This window comes from Methylobacterium radiodurans (assembly GCF_003173735.1).
GTDB lineage: Bacteria > Pseudomonadota > Alphaproteobacteria > Rhizobiales > Beijerinckiaceae > Methylobacterium > Methylobacterium radiodurans.
The window spans coordinates 4112417-4130406 of sequence record NZ_CP029551.1; the positions used below are offsets into that span (position 1 = coordinate 4112417).

The 17990-nt window shown below is 72.0% G+C and carries 21 protein-coding genes; 1 reads left to right on the forward strand and 20 read right to left on the reverse strand.

Annotation, left to right across the window (positions count from 1 at the left end; genetic code table 11):
• Position 1 precedes the first annotated feature (1 nt).
• From DK427_RS19355 to flgB, 12 genes are all read right to left on the reverse strand, one after another.
• A complete protein-coding gene (locus DK427_RS19355; protein ID WP_109952682.1) occupies positions 2–1108 on the reverse strand; it encodes a hypothetical protein in 1107 nt (368 codons plus the stop codon).
• Entirely contained in the window at positions 1105–2793 is a 1689-nt protein-coding gene (gene fliF, locus DK427_RS19360) for a flagellar basal-body MS-ring/collar protein FliF (protein ID WP_109952683.1), read from the reverse strand. The genes DK427_RS19355 and fliF overlap by 4 nt, the downstream gene beginning before the upstream one ends.
• 123 nt (positions 2794–2916) lie before the next feature.
• Entirely contained in the window at positions 2917–3696 is a 780-nt protein-coding gene (fliP, locus tag DK427_RS19365) for a flagellar type III secretion system pore protein FliP (protein ID WP_109952684.1), read from the reverse strand.
• Complete coding sequence (locus DK427_RS19370; RefSeq protein ID WP_109952685.1) at positions 3693–4172, reverse strand: flagellar basal body-associated FliL family protein; 480 nt, start codon at positions 4170–4172, stop codon at positions 3693–3695. The genes fliP and DK427_RS19370 overlap by 4 nt, the downstream gene beginning before the upstream one ends.
• Before the next feature lie 12 nt (positions 4173–4184).
• A complete protein-coding gene (gene flgH, locus DK427_RS19375) occupies positions 4185–4907 on the reverse strand; it encodes a flagellar basal body L-ring protein FlgH (protein ID WP_245930637.1) in 723 nt (240 codons plus the stop codon).
• The gene (locus DK427_RS19380; RefSeq protein ID WP_109952686.1) at positions 4904–5473 is read right to left on the reverse strand and encodes a MotE family protein; all 570 of its coding nucleotides are present in this window, start codon (positions 5471–5473) and stop codon (positions 4904–4906) included. The genes flgH and DK427_RS19380 overlap by 4 nt, the downstream gene beginning before the upstream one ends.
• Entirely contained in the window at positions 5470–6567 is a 1098-nt protein-coding gene (gene flgI / locus DK427_RS19385; protein WP_109954274.1) for a flagellar basal body P-ring protein FlgI, read from the reverse strand. The genes DK427_RS19380 and flgI overlap by 4 nt, the downstream gene beginning before the upstream one ends.
• Positions 6568–6578: 11 nt before the next feature.
• Positions 6579–7091 carry a flagellar basal body P-ring formation chaperone FlgA gene (flgA, locus tag DK427_RS19390; RefSeq protein ID WP_109952687.1) on the reverse strand — a complete coding sequence of 171 codons (513 nt, stop codon included), beginning with the start codon at positions 7089–7091 and terminating at the stop codon, positions 6579–6581.
• A gap of 94 nt (positions 7092–7185) precedes the next feature.
• Positions 7186–7971 (reverse strand): flagellar basal-body rod protein FlgG, encoded by a 786-nt coding sequence (gene flgG, locus DK427_RS19395; protein ID WP_109952688.1) that lies wholly within the window; start codon positions 7969–7971, stop codon positions 7186–7188.
• 24 nt (positions 7972–7995) lie between these two features.
• Positions 7996–8364, reverse strand: coding sequence for a flagellar hook-basal body complex protein FliE (gene fliE, locus DK427_RS19400; protein WP_109952689.1), 369 nt, complete (start codon positions 8362–8364; stop codon positions 7996–7998).
• A gap of 14 nt (positions 8365–8378) precedes the next feature.
• Positions 8379–8795 (reverse strand): flagellar basal body rod protein FlgC, encoded by a 417-nt coding sequence (gene flgC, locus DK427_RS19405; protein WP_109952690.1) that lies wholly within the window; start codon positions 8793–8795, stop codon positions 8379–8381.
• Positions 8792–9166, reverse strand: coding sequence for a flagellar basal body rod protein FlgB (gene flgB / locus DK427_RS19410; RefSeq protein WP_109954275.1), 375 nt, complete (start codon positions 9164–9166; stop codon positions 8792–8794). Before flgB ends, flgC begins: the two co-directional genes overlap by 4 nt.
• Before the next feature lie 231 nt (positions 9167–9397).
• Between flgB and DK427_RS19415 the strand changes: the two genes are divergently transcribed.
• The gene (locus DK427_RS19415) at positions 9398–12175 is read left to right on the forward strand and encodes a heparinase II/III domain-containing protein (protein WP_162559839.1); all 2778 of its coding nucleotides are present in this window, start codon (positions 9398–9400) and stop codon (positions 12173–12175) included.
• Positions 12176–12276: 101 nt separating this feature from the next.
• On the opposite strand, the gene DK427_RS19420 is transcribed toward DK427_RS19415, so the two are convergent.
• The 8 genes from DK427_RS19420 to flgD form a co-directional block, all read right to left on the reverse strand.
• A complete protein-coding gene (locus tag DK427_RS19420) occupies positions 12277–12723 on the reverse strand; it encodes a hypothetical protein (RefSeq protein ID WP_109952692.1) in 447 nt (148 codons plus the stop codon).
• Entirely contained in the window at positions 12720–13061 is a 342-nt protein-coding gene (locus tag DK427_RS19425; RefSeq protein WP_109952693.1) for a flagellar protein FlgN, read from the reverse strand. Before DK427_RS19425 ends, DK427_RS19420 begins: the two co-directional genes overlap by 4 nt.
• 6 nt (positions 13062–13067) lie before the next feature.
• Positions 13068–13550 carry a rod-binding protein gene (locus tag DK427_RS19430; RefSeq protein ID WP_109952694.1) on the reverse strand — a complete coding sequence of 161 codons (483 nt, stop codon included), beginning with the start codon at positions 13548–13550 and terminating at the stop codon, positions 13068–13070.
• Positions 13551–13625: 75 nt separating this feature from the next.
• Positions 13626–14033, reverse strand: coding sequence for a hypothetical protein (locus tag DK427_RS19435; protein WP_109952695.1), 408 nt, complete (start codon positions 14031–14033; stop codon positions 13626–13628).
• Between the two features lie 4 nt (positions 14034–14037).
• Positions 14038–14790 (reverse strand): flagellar biosynthesis protein FliR, encoded by a 753-nt coding sequence (gene fliR, locus DK427_RS19440; protein ID WP_109952696.1) that lies wholly within the window; start codon positions 14788–14790, stop codon positions 14038–14040.
• 55 nt (positions 14791–14845) lie between these two features.
• A complete protein-coding gene (flhA, locus tag DK427_RS19445) occupies positions 14846–16933 on the reverse strand; it encodes a flagellar biosynthesis protein FlhA (RefSeq protein WP_109952697.1) in 2088 nt (695 codons plus the stop codon).
• Between the two features lie 96 nt (positions 16934–17029).
• Positions 17030–17296, reverse strand: coding sequence for a flagellar biosynthesis protein FliQ (gene fliQ / locus DK427_RS19450; protein WP_109952698.1), 267 nt, complete (start codon positions 17294–17296; stop codon positions 17030–17032).
• 61 nt (positions 17297–17357) lie between these two features.
• Complete coding sequence (gene flgD, locus DK427_RS19455) at positions 17358–17765, reverse strand: flagellar hook assembly protein FlgD (protein ID WP_109952699.1); 408 nt, start codon at positions 17763–17765, stop codon at positions 17358–17360.
• Positions 17766–17990: the final 225 nt, after the last annotated feature.

Genomic DNA, 17990 nt, shown 5'->3' on the forward strand with positions numbered 1-17990 from the left:
CTCAGCTCTCCGCCGCCCCATCCGCCGCCGGATCTGCCGCGGCCGCGGCCAGCAGGCGGGTCCAGGCCGCGAGCTGCGTCTCGATCACGGTCTGGTCGGCCACGACCGAGACCTCGGGCGCCGCGCCCGGCGCGAAGGCGATCCCGGCGGCCTGAGGCCCGAGCCTGTGGCTCAGCGCCGCCAGCAGGTCCTCGGGCCCGCTCACCCGGATCGCCGCGTGGTTCGGGTCGGCGGTGAGCTTGGCCAGCGCCTGCGCGAGGTCGTCCACGGCGCGCCGCCGCAGGGCATCGGTGAGCACCGGCACCAGCAGCCGGCCGATGCGTCGGGTCAGATCCGCGTCGAGGGCGCGCAAAGCCGCCGCGAAGCCCGCGGCCAGTTGCTCGGCCTCGCTCTCGCTCCAGCGGGCCCGCTCCGCCGCGAGCTGCGCCGCGAAGGACTCCCGCTCGGCGGCCATTGCCGCCTCGGCCTCGGCCCGCGCCTCGGCGAGGCCCTGCGCGTGGCCCTCCGCCCTGCCGCGCGCCTCGGCCTCCTCCAGGCGGGCCGCGCGCTCCTCGGGCGTCTCGACGGGCTCAGGGGCGGCGGCCGGGGCCGAGCGCTTCAGGCCGGACCAGGGATTGGCGAAGGGGTCCGCGGCGGCCTGGGGCACAAGCGGGATCACCTCGGCCGGGGACCGGGGCGGGACGTCCCGGGACGGTGCTTGCCAGGAGGGGACTTGCGGCGCCGGCCGGGCAGGGAAACGAGCCTCCAGCATCTCCCGGGCCGCGGGCTGACCCACCAGCGCCTGCAGCGCGTTCAGGGCCTCCGGCACGGTCATGGGCTGGAGCGGCGCCGGCTGGATCGGCGCGTGGTGGAGGGCGGGCTCTGCCGCCCGTTCGTCCGCCCGCTCGCGCTGGCGCTCCTCCGCGGCATCGGCCGCCGGCTCGTCCGCGGCTTCCGGCGTCGCGCCGGCCGCCTGCGCCGCGGCGCGGGGCTCCGGCTCGGGCCGGTTCGCCCGGACGACCCGCGCGGGGATCCAGGGCGCCGGGGTCGGGTCGGGCAGCGGGGCCGCCGGGGCGGCCGCCAGCGCGTCGGAGAAGTCGGGCAGGAAGCTCGCCAGGATCGCGCTCACGCGGTCGCCTCCTCACGCATCAGCCAGCGCTTGAGGATCTGGGCGACCTGCTCCTCGTCGAGGTCGATCATCTGCTCCAGCCGCTTCTGGGGCGAGCGCTCCATCTTGTCGGCCATGGTCTGGGCCATGTCCTCGATCAGGTTCGCCATGGCGGGGGGCGCGAGCGAGGCCGGGTCGGCGCCGGGGGGGCTGAGCGCCGCCTCGCCGGGCGTGGCCGCGGCGGCGGCGAGCGCCGGGTTCGCCGTGCCATCGATCTGCGCCACCTCGGTCTGGGCGGCCTCCGGGGTCGCCAGGATGGCGCGCAGCGCCGGCCGCAGGCCGAACCAGATCAGGAGGGCGGCCACGACCAGGATGGTGGCCGCGTTGATCAGGGTGCCGGACTGGCGCAGCAGCACGTCGGTGGCCGAGAGCGGCGGCACCGGCTCCAGGGCCTGGCCGTCGTTGATGAAGCCGACGGCGGCGACCTTCACCTTGTCGCCGCGCTCCTTGCTGAAGCCGGCGGCGGAGGCCACGAGCTGCTCGATCTCGGCGATCTGCGCCTCGACGCTCGGGCCCTTGCCGTCCTGGCCGGCCTGGGCGGCCAGCCGCGAGCGGTTGACCAGCACCGCGACCGAGAGATGGCGGATGGCGTAGCCGTCGCTCACCGTCTGGATCGTCTTCTGGGAGATCTCGTAGTTCGTCAGATCCTCCTTCTTGGAGGTCTCGTTCGACGAGGTGTCGTTGCCGTCCGAGCGCGCGCGCTGGTCGGGCAGGTTCTGCTGGGCGGTGGCCGGGCGCTCGGATTTGCGGTTCTGCGCGTTCTCGCTCTCGCGCACCGAGCGGGTCGAGCGCTCGACCCGCTGGTCGGGGTTGTAGATCGTCTCGTTGGTCGAGGTCTTGTCGGTGTTGAGCTGCGTCGCGACGCTGACCTCGAAATTGCCGGTGCCCAGATAGGGAGTCAGCGTGCGCCGGATGTTGTCCTGCACCTCGCGGCTGACGATCTTCTCCAGGCTCGCCATCTTGCCGGTCGGCGCGAGGCTGCTGTCGTCGCCCGACATCAGGATGGTGCCGTCCGAGCCGATCACGGTGACGCGGTCGGCCTTCAGACCCGGGATCGCCGCGGCCACGAGCTGGCGGATCGCCTGCGCGCCCGAGACGTCGTCGGCGGGCTCGGTGCGCACCACCACGGACGCCGAGGGCGGCTGCTGGTCGCGGCGGAAGGAGGCGCGGTCTGGCAGCACGATGTGGACCCGGGCGGCCCGCACGCCCTTCATGCCCTGGATGGTGCGGGCGAGCTCGCCCTCGAGGGCGCGCACCCGCGTCACCTCCTGCATGAACGAGGTCATGCCGAGCGAGCCGAGGTCGTTGAACAGCTCGTAGCCGGACTTGGAGCTCTGCGGCAGGCCCTTCTCGGCCAAGAGCATGCGGGCCTGGGCGGTGTTGCCGTAGGCGACCATCACGGCGGTGCCGTCGGCGCTGACGTCGAACGGGATACCGTTGTCCTTCAGCACGCCGCCGATGCGGCCGACATCCTCGCGCGAGAGGCCCGTGTAGAGCGGCTCCTGTGCGGGGCGGCTCAGGTAGTAGGCGCCGAGCCCCACGCCGACGAAGACGAGAAGGCCGACGAGCCCCAGGGCGATGAGCCGCCGGGCCCCCAGCTCGATGATGTTGCTCCACAGCCTCTCGGCCTGCTCGCGACCCGACATCCCTGCACCAATCCCGCTGGCGGCCTGACATGCGTCGGGAGCCTGTCTGAGGGGTCAGCCTTGCGCGGGGATTGCGCGACGCCATCGACCCTCCCCCTCTGCGGGGAGGGCGAGCGTCGCGCCTCAGAAGAACGACCTGACCAGCCCGCTGACCAGCAGGTTCCAGCCGTCGATCAGGATGAAGAACAGCACCTTGAACGGCAGCGAGATCACGGTCGGCGGCAGCATCATCATGCCCATCGACATCACGATGGTGGAGACGATCACGTCGATCACCAGGAAGGGCAGCACGATCAGGAAGCCGATCTCGAAGCCCCGGCGCAGCTCCGAGATCATGAAGGCCGGGATCAGGATACGCAGGTCGATCTTCTCGCCGGCCTCCGCCTTCGGGAAGTTGCGGCTGGCCAGATCCGAGAAGGTCTGCAGGTCCTTCGGCCGGACCTGGGCGGTCATGAACTCGCGGAACGGATCGACGATCTTGGAATAGGCCTCCTCCTCGGTGATCCGGTTCTCCTGCAAGGGCTTCAAGCCCTCGTTCCAGGCCCGGTCGAAGGTCGGCGCCATGACGTAGAAGGTCATGAAGAGCGCCAGCGACACCATGAACAGGTTGGCGGGCGTGCTCTGCAGCCCGAGCCCCGAACGCAGGAAGGAGAGCGCCACGGCGAACCGCGTGAAGCTCGTCATCATCACGAGCAGCCCCGGCGCCAGCGACAGCACGGTCAGCAGCGCGACGAGCTGGAGGATCCGGCCCGAGGCGGCGCCGTTGCCGGCGGGCAGGAGCTGGTCGAGGGCGGGCACGCCGGTGACGCCGCCGCCCGCCGCCTGCGCGTGCGCGGCCGTGGCGGCGGCGAGCGTCAGGCCCAGGACGGCGAGGCCGCCCCAGAAGCGTCGCGATCGGCTCATTGCACCACCAGGGATTCGACGATCAGCTCGCGGATGCTGCCCTTGGTGCGCAGCGCCACGCGCTCGTTGAGATCCTCGCGCAGGTGCTGGAGGCCGCTCGCGCCCTCGATCTGGGCCATCGAGACGGTGCGCAGGTAGGCAAGCAGGTCGGCCCGGATCTCGGCGAGCGTCGCGTCCGTGTTCTGCACGGTGCCGGCCTTGAACACGACCGAGGACTCGATGCGCACCCAGGATTCCGCCGGCTCCGCGAGGTTCGTCACCACCGAGCCGACGCTGCGGAGCGTCAGGTCGCCCCCGTAGTTCAGCACGGCGACGGGCTTGGCCTGCTCGTCGCGCACCTTCTGGTCCACGGCCTTCTCGACCGAGGACAGCAGGTAGACGCCGAGCGCGCCCCCCGTGCCGACCGCGATCAGGGTGGCGAGGGCGAGCGCCCCGATCCAGCCCTTGCCGCCCGTCTTCTTGTTCGCATCGGCCATGTGACGGGATCCTCAGAACGGCGCCACGGTCTCGAAGATCTGCTGACCGAGCGTGGGGTTCTGCACGTCGGTGATCCGGCCGCGCCCACCGTAGGAGATGCGGGCCTCCGCGATCTTGTCGTAGTCGATGGTGTTGCGGCGCGAGATGTCGCGCGGGCGCACGATGCCGGCCACCGCCAGCACCCGGACCTCGTTGTTGACGCGGACCTCCTGCGAGCCCGAGATCAGCACGTTGCCGTTGGGCAGGACCTCGGTGACGACCGCGGCGACCGAGAGGCTGAGCGTCTCCTTGCGGTCGATCGTGCCCTCGCCCTTGGTGCTGGTGCCCGATCGGATGCCGGTATCGGCCGTGGCCGCGTCCTTGAGCGCGCCGACGCCGTAGCCGAAATCGAAGCCCAGCGTCGATTTCTGCTGGCGGGAGCGCTCGGTGGCGTTGTCGAACTGCGCCTTGTCGTTGATCGCGATGTTGACCGTGATCACGTCGCCGACGTTGCGGGCGCGCGGGTCCTGGAACAGCTCGGCGCTGCCCGGCGACCAGGTGGAATGGTAGCCCGAGCGCCGCCCCAGGGCCCCGAAGGTCACGGGCAGCGGCTCGCGCGGGGGCGTGAGCCCGGCGCCCACAGGGGTGAGCACGGGCGGCCGGCCGATCGGGTCGAGCGTGTTCTGGCAGGCCCCGAGCGCGAGGACGAGGGCGAGGCCCGCCGCGCGGGCGGGCAGGCGCAGGTGAGGCGTCACGATCTCTCGTCCTTCTTGCCCTCGGCCGCCTTGCGGCCGAGATCCGACATCTTGCGGGCGAGCCCGGCGGCGCGGGCCGCCTCCATCTCGGCGAGGATCGCGCTCGCCGCGCGGGCGTTGAGCTTGGAGAGGATCGCGGCGGCCGCGTCCTCCGGCATGGTGGCGAGCTGGGGCGCGGCGGCGTCGGGCCGCATCTTGGCGTAGAGCGCCACCACCCCCTCGTCGGCCTTGGCCAGGAACGCGTTGCGGCGCGCCAGCCACTCCTCGTACTCGGCGCGCTTGGCCTCGAGCTTGGCGATGCGCGCCTCGACGTCGCGCTCCAGCGCCGAGAGCTGCTCCTTCTGCCAGGCGAAGCGGGCGTCGGCGGCGGCGTCCGCGATGCCTGCGCAGTAGCCGGCCTTGGGCGCCTCCTTCACGTAATCCTGGGCGGTCGCCTCCTTGGGCGCGTCGCGGATGGCGAGCGCCTTCATGGCGGCCTCTTTCGCCGGGTCCGGCTTGTCGCCGCCGCCGGCCGCCACCGCGGGGGCGGCGATCAGGCCGAGGATGAGGGCGAGAGCGGCTCTCATTGCACCACCAGCTCCGCCTGGAGGGCGCCGGCGGTCTTCACCGCCTGCAGGATCGCGATGATGTCGGTGGGCTTCAGGCCGACCGAGTTGAGGCCGCGCACCAGCGTCTGCAGGTCCGAGCCGCCCACGATGGCGAGCTTGCCCTGCTCCTCGCGGGCGGCCACCTCGGTGCGCGGCACCACGGTGGTCTCGCCGCGCGAGAAGGGCGCGGGCTGGGACACCTCGGGCGTCTCGGTGACCCGGACCGTGAGGTTGCCGTGGGTCACCGCCACCGTGGAAATCTGCACGTTGCGCCCGATCACCACCGTGCCGGTGCGCTGGTCGACCACCACCTTGGCGGGGATGTCGGGCTGGATCGTCAGGTCGCCGATCTCGGCCACCAGTCGGGTCTGCGTCGCGTCGCGCCCGCGCAGCACCACCACCGAGCGCTGGTCGCGCGGGCTCGCGATGCGGCGGTGGAAGCGGGCCATCGACCAGGTGTTGATCGCGTCCGCCACCAGCGTCGCGGTCTTGAAGTCCGGGTTCTTCAATTCGAAGACCAGTTCGGGCAGGTCGCGGAACGTGCCCGGCACCTCGCGCTCGATCAGCGCGCCGTTCGGGATGCGCCCAGCGGTCGGCACGCCCTGCGTCAGCTGCTCGGCCTGCCCCTGCACGTTGAAGCCGGAGACCGCGAGCGGCCCCTGGGCGGCCGCGTAGACGAGGCCGTCGCCGCCGGTGAGCGGAGTCATCAGCAGGGTGCCGCCTCTGAGCGAGGTCGCGTCGCCCATGGACGTCACGGTGACGTCGATGCGCGAGCCCGTGCCGGTATAGGGCGGCAGGTCGGCGGTCACCATCACGGCCGCGATGTTGCGGGTGCGCAGGCGCGCGTCGCGCACGTTGATGCCGAGGCGGTCCAGCAGCGATTGCAGCGACTGCTCGGTGAACTGCGCGTTGCGCAGCGTGTCGCCCGTGCCCTGCAGGCCGGTGACGAGGCCGTAGCCGAAGAGCTGGTTGTCGCGCACGCCCTTGAGCGTGGCGATGTCCTTGATCCGCGTGCCGGCGAGCGCGGGCCCCGCCAGGACGAGCGCCAGCAGGACCAGCAGGAAGCGTCGCATCGATCCGCGCATCACTGCACCCCGATCCGGATGCGCCCGTCCGCCAGCACGGTGCCCAGCACGATGCGGTTGGTGTCGGCGTTGCGCACCCGGATGGTCTCGCCGAGGCCCCCGTTCTGGAGCGGCGCGCCGACCGCCGTGATCACGAGGCCGTTCTCCTCGAAGATCATCTGCGTGAGCGCGCCCCGGCTGACGAGGCGGGGATCGTCGACGGCGTTCACCGGCACCGGCTCGCCGGGCAGCAGCATGCGCCGCGCGGTGCGCCCCGCGATGGCGAGCGGCGCGTCGATCACGGCCTGCCGCGCCCGGTAGCTCGACGGGTATGCCTGCATCCGCAGCATCGTCTCCTTGATCGTGTCGCCCGCGTAGATCGTGACGGTGGGCACCGGCAGGAGGATCTCGTCCGGGCCCGCGTCGGCCGGGCTCGCGAGCAGAAGCAGGAGCGGCAGCGCCGCCCGGCGGAGCCGGCGGCCGAGGCTGGGGGATGGGCGGGGAGATGTGCGGGCGTGCTGGGTGCGGGCCATGGGGATCGCCGAAGGGTGCGCCGGAAGCGGACGGCGCGGGGCGCGCCGCCGGGTCGTTCGGGTCGTTCGGGCGGGGGCCGTCCGGCCCCGCGCGTCAGCGGATGCCCTTCGAGACGGTGGAGGACATCTCGTCGGCGGCCTGGATCACTTTCGAGTTCATCTCGAAGGCGCGCTGGGCGGTGATCATACTGGTGATCTCTTTCACCGGATCGACGTTCGAGCCCTCGAGATAGCCCTGCTGGATCTTGCCGTAATTTGCGGTGCCAGGTGTGTCGAGAACTGCGGCGCCCGATGCAGCAGTTTCGCGGAAAAGGCCGTTGCCAAGGGGTTCCAGCCCAGATTCGTTGGCAAAATTGGCAAGCTGAAATGTGCCTAGCGTTGTAACAACGCTTAGCGGGCGCTTTGCTATGACTTCTCCAGTCTGATTTACTACTATCTCTGTAGTGTCAGGAGGAACTGTCTGGATCCCTGGAATGATGTTCCCGTCGATTGTGACGATCTGCCCGGTTGCATTGATATTGAAAGACCCAGCTCTAGTATAGACTAGATCTCCCGCTGGGCTGTTGACTTGGAAGTAGCCGCGCCCGTTGACCGCCAGATCCAGCTGGTTGCCGGTCTGCGCCAGCGAGCCCTGCCGGTGCAGGTTGCGGATCGCGGCGGCGCGCACGCCCAGCCCCAGCATCGCGCCCTCCGGCACGGCCTCCTGGCCGGCCTGGTTCGGCACGCCCTGCTGGCGCTCGGCCTGGTAGAGGAGGTCGGTGAACTCCGCCCGCGCCCCCTTGAAGCCGGTGGTGTTGAGGTTCGCGACGTTGTTCGCGATCACTTCGAGGTTGAGCTGCTGGGCGGACATGCCCGTGGCGGCGATGGCGAGTGCGCGCATGGTCCTGGCTCCTCAGATCGCCGTTCAGATCGCCATGCGGCTGAGTTCGAGATAGGCGGCCACCACCTTGTCGCGGATGGCGACCGCGGTCTGGAGGCTCTGCTCGGCCGACATCACCGCCTCGACCACCTGCTGGGTCGTGGCCTTGCCCTGCATGCCGGCGATCGAGGCCGCCTCGCCCGCACGCACGTCGTTGCGCACGCCTGTGGCGAGCTGGGCCATGATGTCGGCGAAGTCGGTCGGCGCCGCGGAGGGAGCGGCCGGCACGCCCCCCGCGAGCGCCGCGGCGCCCGCGAAGGCGCTCTTCTGCACCGGCGCGGTGTCGGCGCGCGAGAGCGCGGCGGACTGAACGGCCTTGTCGAAGGCCGAGAGCGATCCGAGAGCCTCGATCATCGGTCGGATGTCCTTCAGGATTTCAGGAGGTCGATCATGCCCGCCACCATGGCGCGGGCCTGCTTGATCACCTGGAGGTTGGCTTCGTAGGAGCGGTTGGCCTCGCGCATGTCGGCCATCTCGACCAGCATGTTGACGTTGGGCAGCTTGACCATGCCCTTGTCGTCGGCCGCCGGGTTCGACGGATCGTGCTCGGTGCGGAACGGCGCCGTGTCGTTGCCGATGCCGGAGACGCGGACCGATGCCGCGCCCAACGCCCGCTCCATCTCGGCCCGGAAGGTCACGGTCTTGCGCGCGTAGGGGTCGGAGCCCGGCGTCTCGCCGGTCGATTGGGCGTTGGCGAGGTTCTCGGAGACCACCCGCATGCGCAGGGACTGCGCCTCGAGGCCGGCGCTCGCGAGCCGCGTCGCGGAGAGGAGCGGGTCGATCATCCCTTCACCGCCAGTTTGAGCATCCGGTCGAAGGCCTTGACGATGCCGGTGTTGAGGCTGTGCTCGCGGGCCACGGTGCCGGCCTTGAGCAGCTCCTGCTCGATGCTGACGCCGCTCGCGGTCTCCAGGACGTCCCAGCCGTCCTTGCTGTCCTGGACACGGGTGCCGGGGCCTCCGCCCTCCACGTGGGCGGAGGCCGTCTGGGCCATCCCGAAGCCGGCACTGGCCAGCACCTGCGCGAAGGGTGTGACGTCCCGGGCCTTGTAGTCCGGCGTGTTCGCGTTCGCGACGTTGCCGGCGATCGTCGACTGCCGCACCGCGAGGTGGCGCGCCTGCATCGAGGCGAGATCGAACAGGTAGATTCCGCTCATGCCGCCCCTCGCCTCCTCCGCCACGGATTCGCGGCCCGGATCCGGGTCGCCCATGGGTCAGGGGTGTAGGTCCGCAATCTTGCACGGGGCTGGCCCCGTCCCGTCTTGACAGCCGAGTCCCGGCGCCGCACTGCCCGAACTCAGCCGGGATTCCGCTCCGACCACGAGGATCCGCCGCCGCCGATGCCGGACGACCTGCCGGAACATTTGCCGGAAGACTTGCCGGAACGCTTGCCCGGACCCTTGCCGGACCAGCCGCCGGCTGACGGACCGCAGGACCTGCTGAACGGGCCGCCGCCGGACCCTGCTCCCGATGCGGGCGCGCCCGATCCCGACACCCGCATTCCCGTCACGGCCCGCTACGCGGGCGGTGCTGGGGCCGGTGGGCGCCCGGGCGAGCACGTGGTGGCGGCCAAGAACCGCTGGGCCCGCGCGGTGCTGGGTTTTCGCGACCTCGCGCCGGATACCTGGTACGCCCTCGACCTTACCCTGGCATGGGACCCGGAGGAACCGGCGGGCGCCGCCCTCGACTTCGCGCTGGCCGGCTTCGACTTCCTCGCCCCCGACGGGTCGAGCCTCGATTTCGAGGCGGTGCCGGGGCTGGTGCGCACCCTGCCCGACCCCCACGGGATCTGGCTGCCGGGCCCCGCCTACCGGCCGGAGGGCGCCCGCGCGGCGGCGCTCCGCCTCGCCTTCCGGATGCCGGCCCCCGCGAGCGACCTGGCGCTGGGCTTCCGCTCCTGGCGTAACACCGCGCCGTTCCGGGTCTCGGGCGTTCGTCTGCGCCCGGTCGCCTCCGGGCACCCGGCCGCCTCCGCCTTCCGCCTGCCCCGCCGCCGGCTCGGGCCCGAGCCGCTGGTCCTCGCCCAAACCCTGGTGCCGGGCGCCGGCCTCGTCCTGCGCGGCCAGATCTTCTCCGAGCGGCCCGACGAGCACGCGGCCTATGCGGGCCTGCGCTACCGGGATGCGGCGGGGGCGGAGCTGCCCCTGCCCTATCCGGACGCGGTCTCGGTTCCGGGCCACGGCGCCTCGGTGAACCTGCCGGCCCGGCCCCAGGCGCGCCGCTTCACCCTGACGCTGCGCCCGCCCGCAGGCGCAGCCTCGGTCGAGCTCGGTTTCCGCACCTGGGAGGACGCCGACGAGAACCCGCCCGCGGTGGAACTGGTGGCCGCCCCCGAGGTGGCGCTGGAGGAGCCTCTGCGCCTGGAGAGCCTGTGCGGCGACGACCTCCTCGACGGGCCGTCCTTCCTGGCGCGCCTGGCCGAGCGCCTCGGGCTGGAGCCCGGCGCGGAAGCCGGCTGGATGCCCGGCACGGAGCCGGGCGAGACCGATGGTGGCGCGGCATCAGAGGCCACCACGGCGGCCGAGATGCCCGCCGCTCCCCCGCTCGCCCTGGCCCGCACCCTGCGCCGGGGGCCGGAGGGCACGGGGCGCGGGGCGGACGGACGCCCGGTCCTGAGGCTCGCCGGCCTGCCCGACTGGCCGCTTCCCGACCCGCCGGACTGGCGGGCCGACCCCTATCGCTCGGTGCCCTGGCGGCTCGACTACCAGTCGCTCGCCTGGCTGGCGCCGCTGGAGCGCGAGGCCCCCGCCCTCGCCGCCGCCTGGGCCGCCCGGAACCCCTGGGGCCAGCCCGCCGACCCGCTCAGCCTGCACCCGGCGGCGCTCAGCCTCCGGGCGGAGGTGCTGGCCGGGCTCGCCGCCGGCCCGCTGCCCGCGGAGGAGGCCGGTCTCCGCCCGGTCCTCGTCGGCGCGGCGGCCCAGCACGGCGTGGCGCTCGCCGAGATCGTCGGGCAGAACGCCTTCGGGCGCTCGCTGCACGGGGTGCAGGCCGCCGCCGCCCTCCTGGTCGTCGCCCGCGCCCTGCCCCGCCTGCCGCTGGCTCCCTTCTGGGATTCGCTGGCGCTGCGCAGCCTCGGCGAGGCCGTCGCGGCGCTGGTCGGACCGGACGGGCGATTCGCCGAGCCCGCGCTGCAGCGGCGCCTCGACCTCCTCGGCCTCGGCCGGGCATTGGCGGCCTACCTCGCCGGAGAGGCGCCGGGCCCCGACATCGCGGCCCGGTTCGAGGCCGGCCTCGCGGGGCTTCCCGGGCTCCTCGATCCCGGTGGGCGGCTGCCGCCCTTCGGCGACGCCCCGCCCGCCGGCGACGAGGCGGCCTGGGTCGCGCGGCTGCTCACGCGCGGGCCCGACCTCGTGGCCGCCCGCGAGGTCGCGCCGGAGCGCGCGCCGGACGCGGTAGGCGGCTTCGCGCACGACACGCTGAGCGCCCGGGCCGAAGCGGTCGGGCGGGGGGCGGCGCATTTCGCCTGCACCTTCGCGCCCCCGCAGGGCCACGCCGACTGCACCTCCTTCGTGCTGGCCACGGAGGGCGTGCGCTGGATCGTGGAGGCGGGCGGCTCGGAGAGCCTGGAGGCGGGAGCGGCGCGCCACTACCTCGTCTCGGCCCGGGCCCACAACGTCGCCGTGCTCGACGGGCACGAGCCTGTGTCGGGGCCGGCCTGGCACGCCGGCGCGCTCCGGCTGGACGGCGCCGCCGCTCACCGCATCGAGACGCGCCTGTACGGGCCGGACGTCGCCCATGCGCGGATCTTCCTGCTCCTCGACGAACTCGACGGCGTCGCGGTGATCGACCGCTTCCGGGGGGCGGCCTCGAACGCCCTCGCCTTCGAGGGGCTGCTGCACCTCGCGCCGGAGGCGATCGTCGCGCTGTCCGGCCCGCGCCGGGCGCTCGCCCAGCAGGGCGCGCGCCGGCTCAACCTCGTGCCCTGGATCGCGGAGGGCCGCGCCGCCGGGCTGACGCTCGTCAACGGCCGCAGCGAGCCGCCGGGCGCGCTCCAGGGCTTCGTCGCCGGCCAGCGCGGGCTGGTGCCGGCAAGTACCTTGTCCTACGCGCTCGCGGGTCGCGGCACGGTCTGCGGCGGTATGCTGATCGCGACGGATCTCACGGTCGAGGAGCGGCTGACGCGGCTCCTCGCCGGGGAGGCGATGCGGGGCTTCCTGGCGGAATAGAGCATCATCCCGAAAGGTGGCTGCCGGCTTTCGGGATGATGCAGGACCAAGGGCCTGGAGCATCGTGCTGGATCCTATATCCAGCACGATGCTCCAGCGCGCTACGAGCGCACCTCGCGCTTGGGCACGAAGTTCATCTCGTCCACCAGCACGTCCTTCACCACCTCAGCGCCGAGGCGGCCGTTCACCGCGCTGCGCACCTCGGCGAGGCGCTTGGTGATGTCGTACTTGGCGAGCTTGCGGAAATCGAGATTCGGGTCGGCGTAGATCTGCCGGAAGGCCTCGTCGACCACGAAGGCGTTGGGCGGCACCGGCAGGGTGTGCATCAACCGCGCATCCGCGGTGAAGACCAGAACTGCGATGACGTAGCCCTGCACCTTGCCCTCGGCGATCATCGGAATGTTGATCGGCGCGAGCTTCTGGTACTGGAGGCCCTCCAGATAGGCCTCCGTCTTCTTGGCGAAGAAGCCGCCGCCCCAGGTCACCGCCCCGTAGCAGGAAGCGATGGTGACGGCGCAGATCCACAGGCCGGTGACGAGGACCTTCATGCGCCGAGCCCCGATCCGAGCCGGGCCGTGTAGGTGCCGTCGGATTCCTGGCTGAGGGCTGCCGCGGCCAGCGTCTCGCCGATCTCCTCGACGGCGCGCAGGTGCAGCCCCACCACCTCCTGGTTGCGCACTAGCTTGTCGCGCAGGCGCGCGAGGTGGATCGCGGTCGCGGCGTCGAGCGAGGCCGCGTCGAGGTCCCGGGTCAGCCGGGTGAGCTCTAGGAGACTCCGGCTCTTGGCCCGGTTGAGCTCGGCGTGGTCGAGGGACTGGCGGGCTAGGAGCGCCTCGGTCTCGGCCTCGACGGTCTCTTCCAGGCGCTTCAGGGCGGCGATCAGCATCGCGGGTCAGACCTTCGGGGCGACGTTGGCGTCGGTGGCGGGCTGCGTGGGCTGGACCGGATCCGCCGCCGGATGCGCCTTGCTCATCATCTTGGCGATGCCGACGCCGCCGGCCTTGGCGATCTGCTGGCCGATCTGCTCGGCCAGCATCGATTTCCAGATGTGGCCGGCATTGCCCTTGCCGAACACGGTCTCGGACTTGTCGGGCATCATCGCCTCGACGAATTGCTGCAGGACGAGGCCCTCGAACTTCTTGTAGGGATCGCTGACCGGCCCGGCGCCCGCGAGCGTGGTCTGGTTCTGCAGGCTCGTCAGCGAGCCGCGGGCGTCCAGCGGCATATGCAGCGCGAGGCCCGCCGCCCGCACGGCGTCCGTGAAGGCGGCGGGGTCTCCCGGCGCCGAGAGCTTGGCCGCGGCCTCCTGGTAGCGCTGCGGGTCGGCGGCCTTCGCCACGTCCATCACGATGTCGGTGGGCGGGGAGATGCTCATCGGTTCGTCCTCCCGGCACAGGGGCTTGGCGGCACGGGGGTGCCGGATCCTGCTTCCTGCCCTACCCGCCCTGGCTTACGGGAGGCTTGCGTCGCCGGGGCGCCGGGCCAGTCCGTCCAGCCGGTCGAGGGCCTCGCGGCGCTCGTGCTCGTGGGCCTGCGCCGCGGCGGCGCGCTCGACGAGCGCCTCGGCGCGCTTCTCGGCCAGCCCCCGCTCGCGCAGTTGCTCCGCCTGCCGGGCGATCTCGTCGGCCACTGCGCCGGCCTCCGTCGCCAGCCCCTGGAGGCGGCGGTCGGCGGCGCCGAGCAACAGGTGCCCGAACTGCCCGGTGCCGAGCGCGCCGACGAGCGCGGCCCGGTCGGCCTCGATCGCCGCGGCGCGGTCGCGGGTGCGGGCGAGTTCCGTCTCGGCCACGCGGCGCATCTGCGCCTGCACCCGCATCAGCCGCTCCGCCCGGTCCAGGCGGCGGGGATCGTGGGCCATGAGGCTAGCCCTGCCGCAGCCAGGCGGCGTAGGTCTGCAGGTACTGCATCATGATCTCGCCCCCGAGATAGTAGAGCATCAGCAGGCCGCCGAACATCACGAACGGCGTGGCGACGAAGTAGACGGGAATGCTCGGCGTGAGCTTGTTCACGAAGCCCGCCGCGAGGTTGACCACGATCGCGTAGATCACGAAGGGCGCGGTGATGCGCAATCCCAGCGTGAAGGCGTCGGCCACCTGATCGACCACCCGCACCAGGGCGGTCTGGCTGCCGATGCCCTCGCCGGGCGGGATCCGCCCGTAGGATTCGACGAGGCCGCGGAACAGTTCCCAGTGCAGGTCGCTGGCGAAGAGCAGCGCCGTGGCGGTGACCAGGATCAGCGAATCGATCGCCGGCACCGGATCCTGGCCCTCGACCGGGGCCCCCGGCATGGCGCCGAAGCCCACCATGGTGGAGGTCGCGTTCATCACGGTCTCCAGCACCACGAGGAAGATCCGGCCGAGGAAGCCGATGAGCAGGCCCGTGACCGTCTCTGTGAGGATCCAGTAGAGCGTCTGCCCCGGCGCTTGGCCGCTGAGCTTCTGCTGGAACAGCGGCAGCAGCAGCGGCGCCAGCGCCAGCGAGACGGCGCCGGCCACGAGCAGCCGGACCTGTTGCGGCACCCGCGGGCTGGACAGGCCCGGCACGACGAGCAGGCAGCCGCCGATCCGGCAGAAGATCAGGAACACCCCGAGGAAGAGTTCCGGGCCCGCGTTCATGAAGGGCGCCGCTCCTCTCTTCCCCCGCGGAGGAGGGAGGGAGCGCTTCGGCGCCTCACGAGATCGTCCCCAGCGCCTTGATCTCCACCCCACGGGCGATCTCCAGGTGCGAGAGCACGGGCAGCGTCGGGAAGATCCGCTCGATGATCATGCGCACGTAAGGACGCGCGTCGGGCGCCGTGACCAGCGCGAAGCCGTGGACCTGTTTCTGGCGCTCGCGGATCGCGGTCGCCGCCTCGCCGCCGAACTGCTCCACGAGGCGCGGGTCGATGTCGAACTCGACGACCTCGCCCTTGGCGTCGCGCTTCAGGCTCTGGTGGAAGGAGAGGTCCCAGTTCGCCCCGAGCCGGAGCACGTTGAGCACACCGTTCTCGGCCAGATCCCCGCAGATCTGCTGGGCGATGCGCATCCGCACGTGCTCGGCGATCTGCTCGGCGCGGCGGGCGTGGGGCGTGATCTCGGCCACCGCCTCCAGGATCAGGTGCAGGTTGCGGATCGAGACCCGCTCGGCGAGCAGGAGCTTGAGCACCGCCTGCAGGCCCGAATAGGAGATCTGCGAGGGCGCGATCTCGTCGAGCAGGCGCTTGTACTCGGGCTCCAGCCGGTCGAGCAGGCCGCGCATGTCCTTGTAGGAGAGGAACTGGGGCAGGTTGTTGCGGATGACTTCCGAGAGGTGGGTGAGCAGCACCGAGGCGCCGTCGATCGGCTCAAAGCCGGTGCGGCGCACCTCGCCGGCGTAGGAATCCATCACCCAGAGCGCCCGCATGCCGAAGGCCGGCTCGCGCACTTCTTCCGCCGGCACGTCGGGCGTCGGCCCGTCGCCCACCACCACCAGCATCTCGCCGGGACGCATCTCCTGCGTGGCGACCACGGTGCCGTGGATCAGGATCTGGTAGCTCTTGGGCGGCAGGGCGACGCTGTCGGTGAGCTTGATGTCGGGCACCACGAAGCCGTACTGCCGGGCAAACTTCTTGCGCATCTTGGCGACGCGGTGGGAGAGCTCGGCGTGGCTCGCCTGGATCTGCGCCGCGACCTGACGGCCGAGGATCAGCTCGATCTCCGGGGTCTTGAGCGACTCCTTGACCGACTCGGCGGCCGCCGCCTGGGCCTTCGCCTCGACCTCCTCGGCGACCTTGGCGTCGGCCAGCGCCTTGCGGGCGGCCGCCCGCTGCGGGATCGCGTAGGCGATGAAGCCCATCAGGCCCGACAGCGCCACGAAGGGCAGGAAGGGCAGGCCCGGCACCAGGGCGAAGACGAACATCAGCGCCGAGGCCACCATCAGGGCGCGCGGATAGGCGCCGAGCTGGCCGAGCACCGCCTGCTCGGTGGCGCCGCGCGTGCCGCCCTTCGAGACGAGCAGGCCCGCGGCCAGCGACACGATGAGCGCCGGGATCTGCGAGACGAGGCCGTCGCCGACGGACAGCTTCACGAACACGTCGGCGGCCTGGCCCAGCGCCATGCCGTGGCGCGTGGTGCCGATGATGATGCCGCCGAAGACGTTGACCGCGATGACGATGAGCGAGGCCACCGCCTCGCCGCGCACGAACTTCGAGGCGCCGTCCATCGAGCCGAAGAAGGCCGATTCCTCCTCCAGCTCCCGGCGGCGGCGCTGGGCCTCCTTGTCGTCGATCAGCCCGGCGTTGAGATCGGCGTCGATCGCCATCTGCTTGCCGGGGATCGCGTCGAGGGTGAAGCGGGCGCCCACCTCCGCGATGCGGGTCGCGCCCTTGGTGATGACCAGGAAGTTGACCGTGATCAGGATCACGAAGACCACGATCCCGATCACGAAGTCGCCGCTCATCACGAACTGCGAGAAGCCCTGGATCACGTGGCCGGCGGCGTCGACCCCCTTCTGGCCGTTGGCCAGGATCAGGCGCGTCGTGGCGATGCCGAGCGCGAGCCTGAGCAGCGTCGCGATGAGCAGCACGGTCGGGAAGGCGGAGAATTCGAGCGGCTTCTGGATCCAGAGCGCCACCATCAGGATCAGCACCGAGAGCGCGATCGAGAAGGCGAGCCCGACATCGATGAGGAGCGCGGGGACGGGCAGGAACAGAACGGCGAGGATCGCCACGATGCCGGCCGCGAAGCCGAAATCCCGCCGCGACTTCCGCTGTTCGAGGCCGAGCGCCGCACCCGCCGCCATCGAGGACTCCCCACGTCTCGACGCGGGGGCGCCCGCGTCTCACGCGAGCCTTCTCGCCCGGCAAGCTTGCGCGAGGATGGGCGCGGCGGGTCCCGCTCAGAACCCGGTGGCGATCCGCCCGTAGGCGAGTTCGGCGAAGCTCGTGAGCTGGGCGCCCACGAAGGTGCCGGTGACGAGCAGCACCAGGAGCACCACCACGATCTTCGGCACGAAGGTGAGGGTCGTCTCCTGGATCTGGGTGAGCGCCTGCAGCAGCGCGATCACGATGCCGACCGCCATCGCGGCGCCGACCGCGGGGCCCGCCGCCACCAGCACCGTCCAGATCGCGGCGCGCACGAGTTCGAGGGCGTCGACCTCGTTCATGGTCTCACAGCCTGCTTCACGGGCCGGACCCAGCCCGCCCTTTCCTACCGCGAATCGGTTCTCAGGACACCGAGACGCCCGATTGCAGCAGCACCGTGCGGCCGTCGGTCAGCGTCGCCAGGGCGCCGTCGCTCGTCACCCGCACGGACTGGACCGTGCCCGAGGTGGTGCCGTCCGCCGAGCTGATCGTGCGGCCGACGATCGAGTCGGCCTGATCAAGGAAGCTCGAGGTCAGGAGCGAGTCGAGCTTCTTGTTGGTCTGCGTCGCCTGCTCGACCTGCGACAGGGTGGCGAGCTGGCTGACATACTCGGTCCCGTCCATGGGCTTGGTCGGGTCCTGGTTCTTCAGCTGCGTCATGAACAGCGTCAGGAAGGTCTCGGCATTGAGCTTGGCCGCGACCGAGCTGGTGGCCTGGGCGGCGGCGGCTGTGGTCGCCGCGGTCGCGCTCGTGGTGCTGGTCACGTCCATGGCGGTCAGATCTCCGGTTCGGGGGCGAGGTCCGGCCGGAGGCCGGCGGCGAGGAGGCGCGGGGCGCGTTGCGGCGCGTGCCCGGGGATGCCGGCTGCCCGGCGCGGGCGGGTCTCGAGGCGGACAGCCGGGCTCTGCGCGGGCGCGGACGAGCCCCGCGGCCGGCGCGGCGCCGCCTCCGGCCCGGCCCGGAGCGCGGGCGGCGCCGGGGCGGGCGCGGCCCCC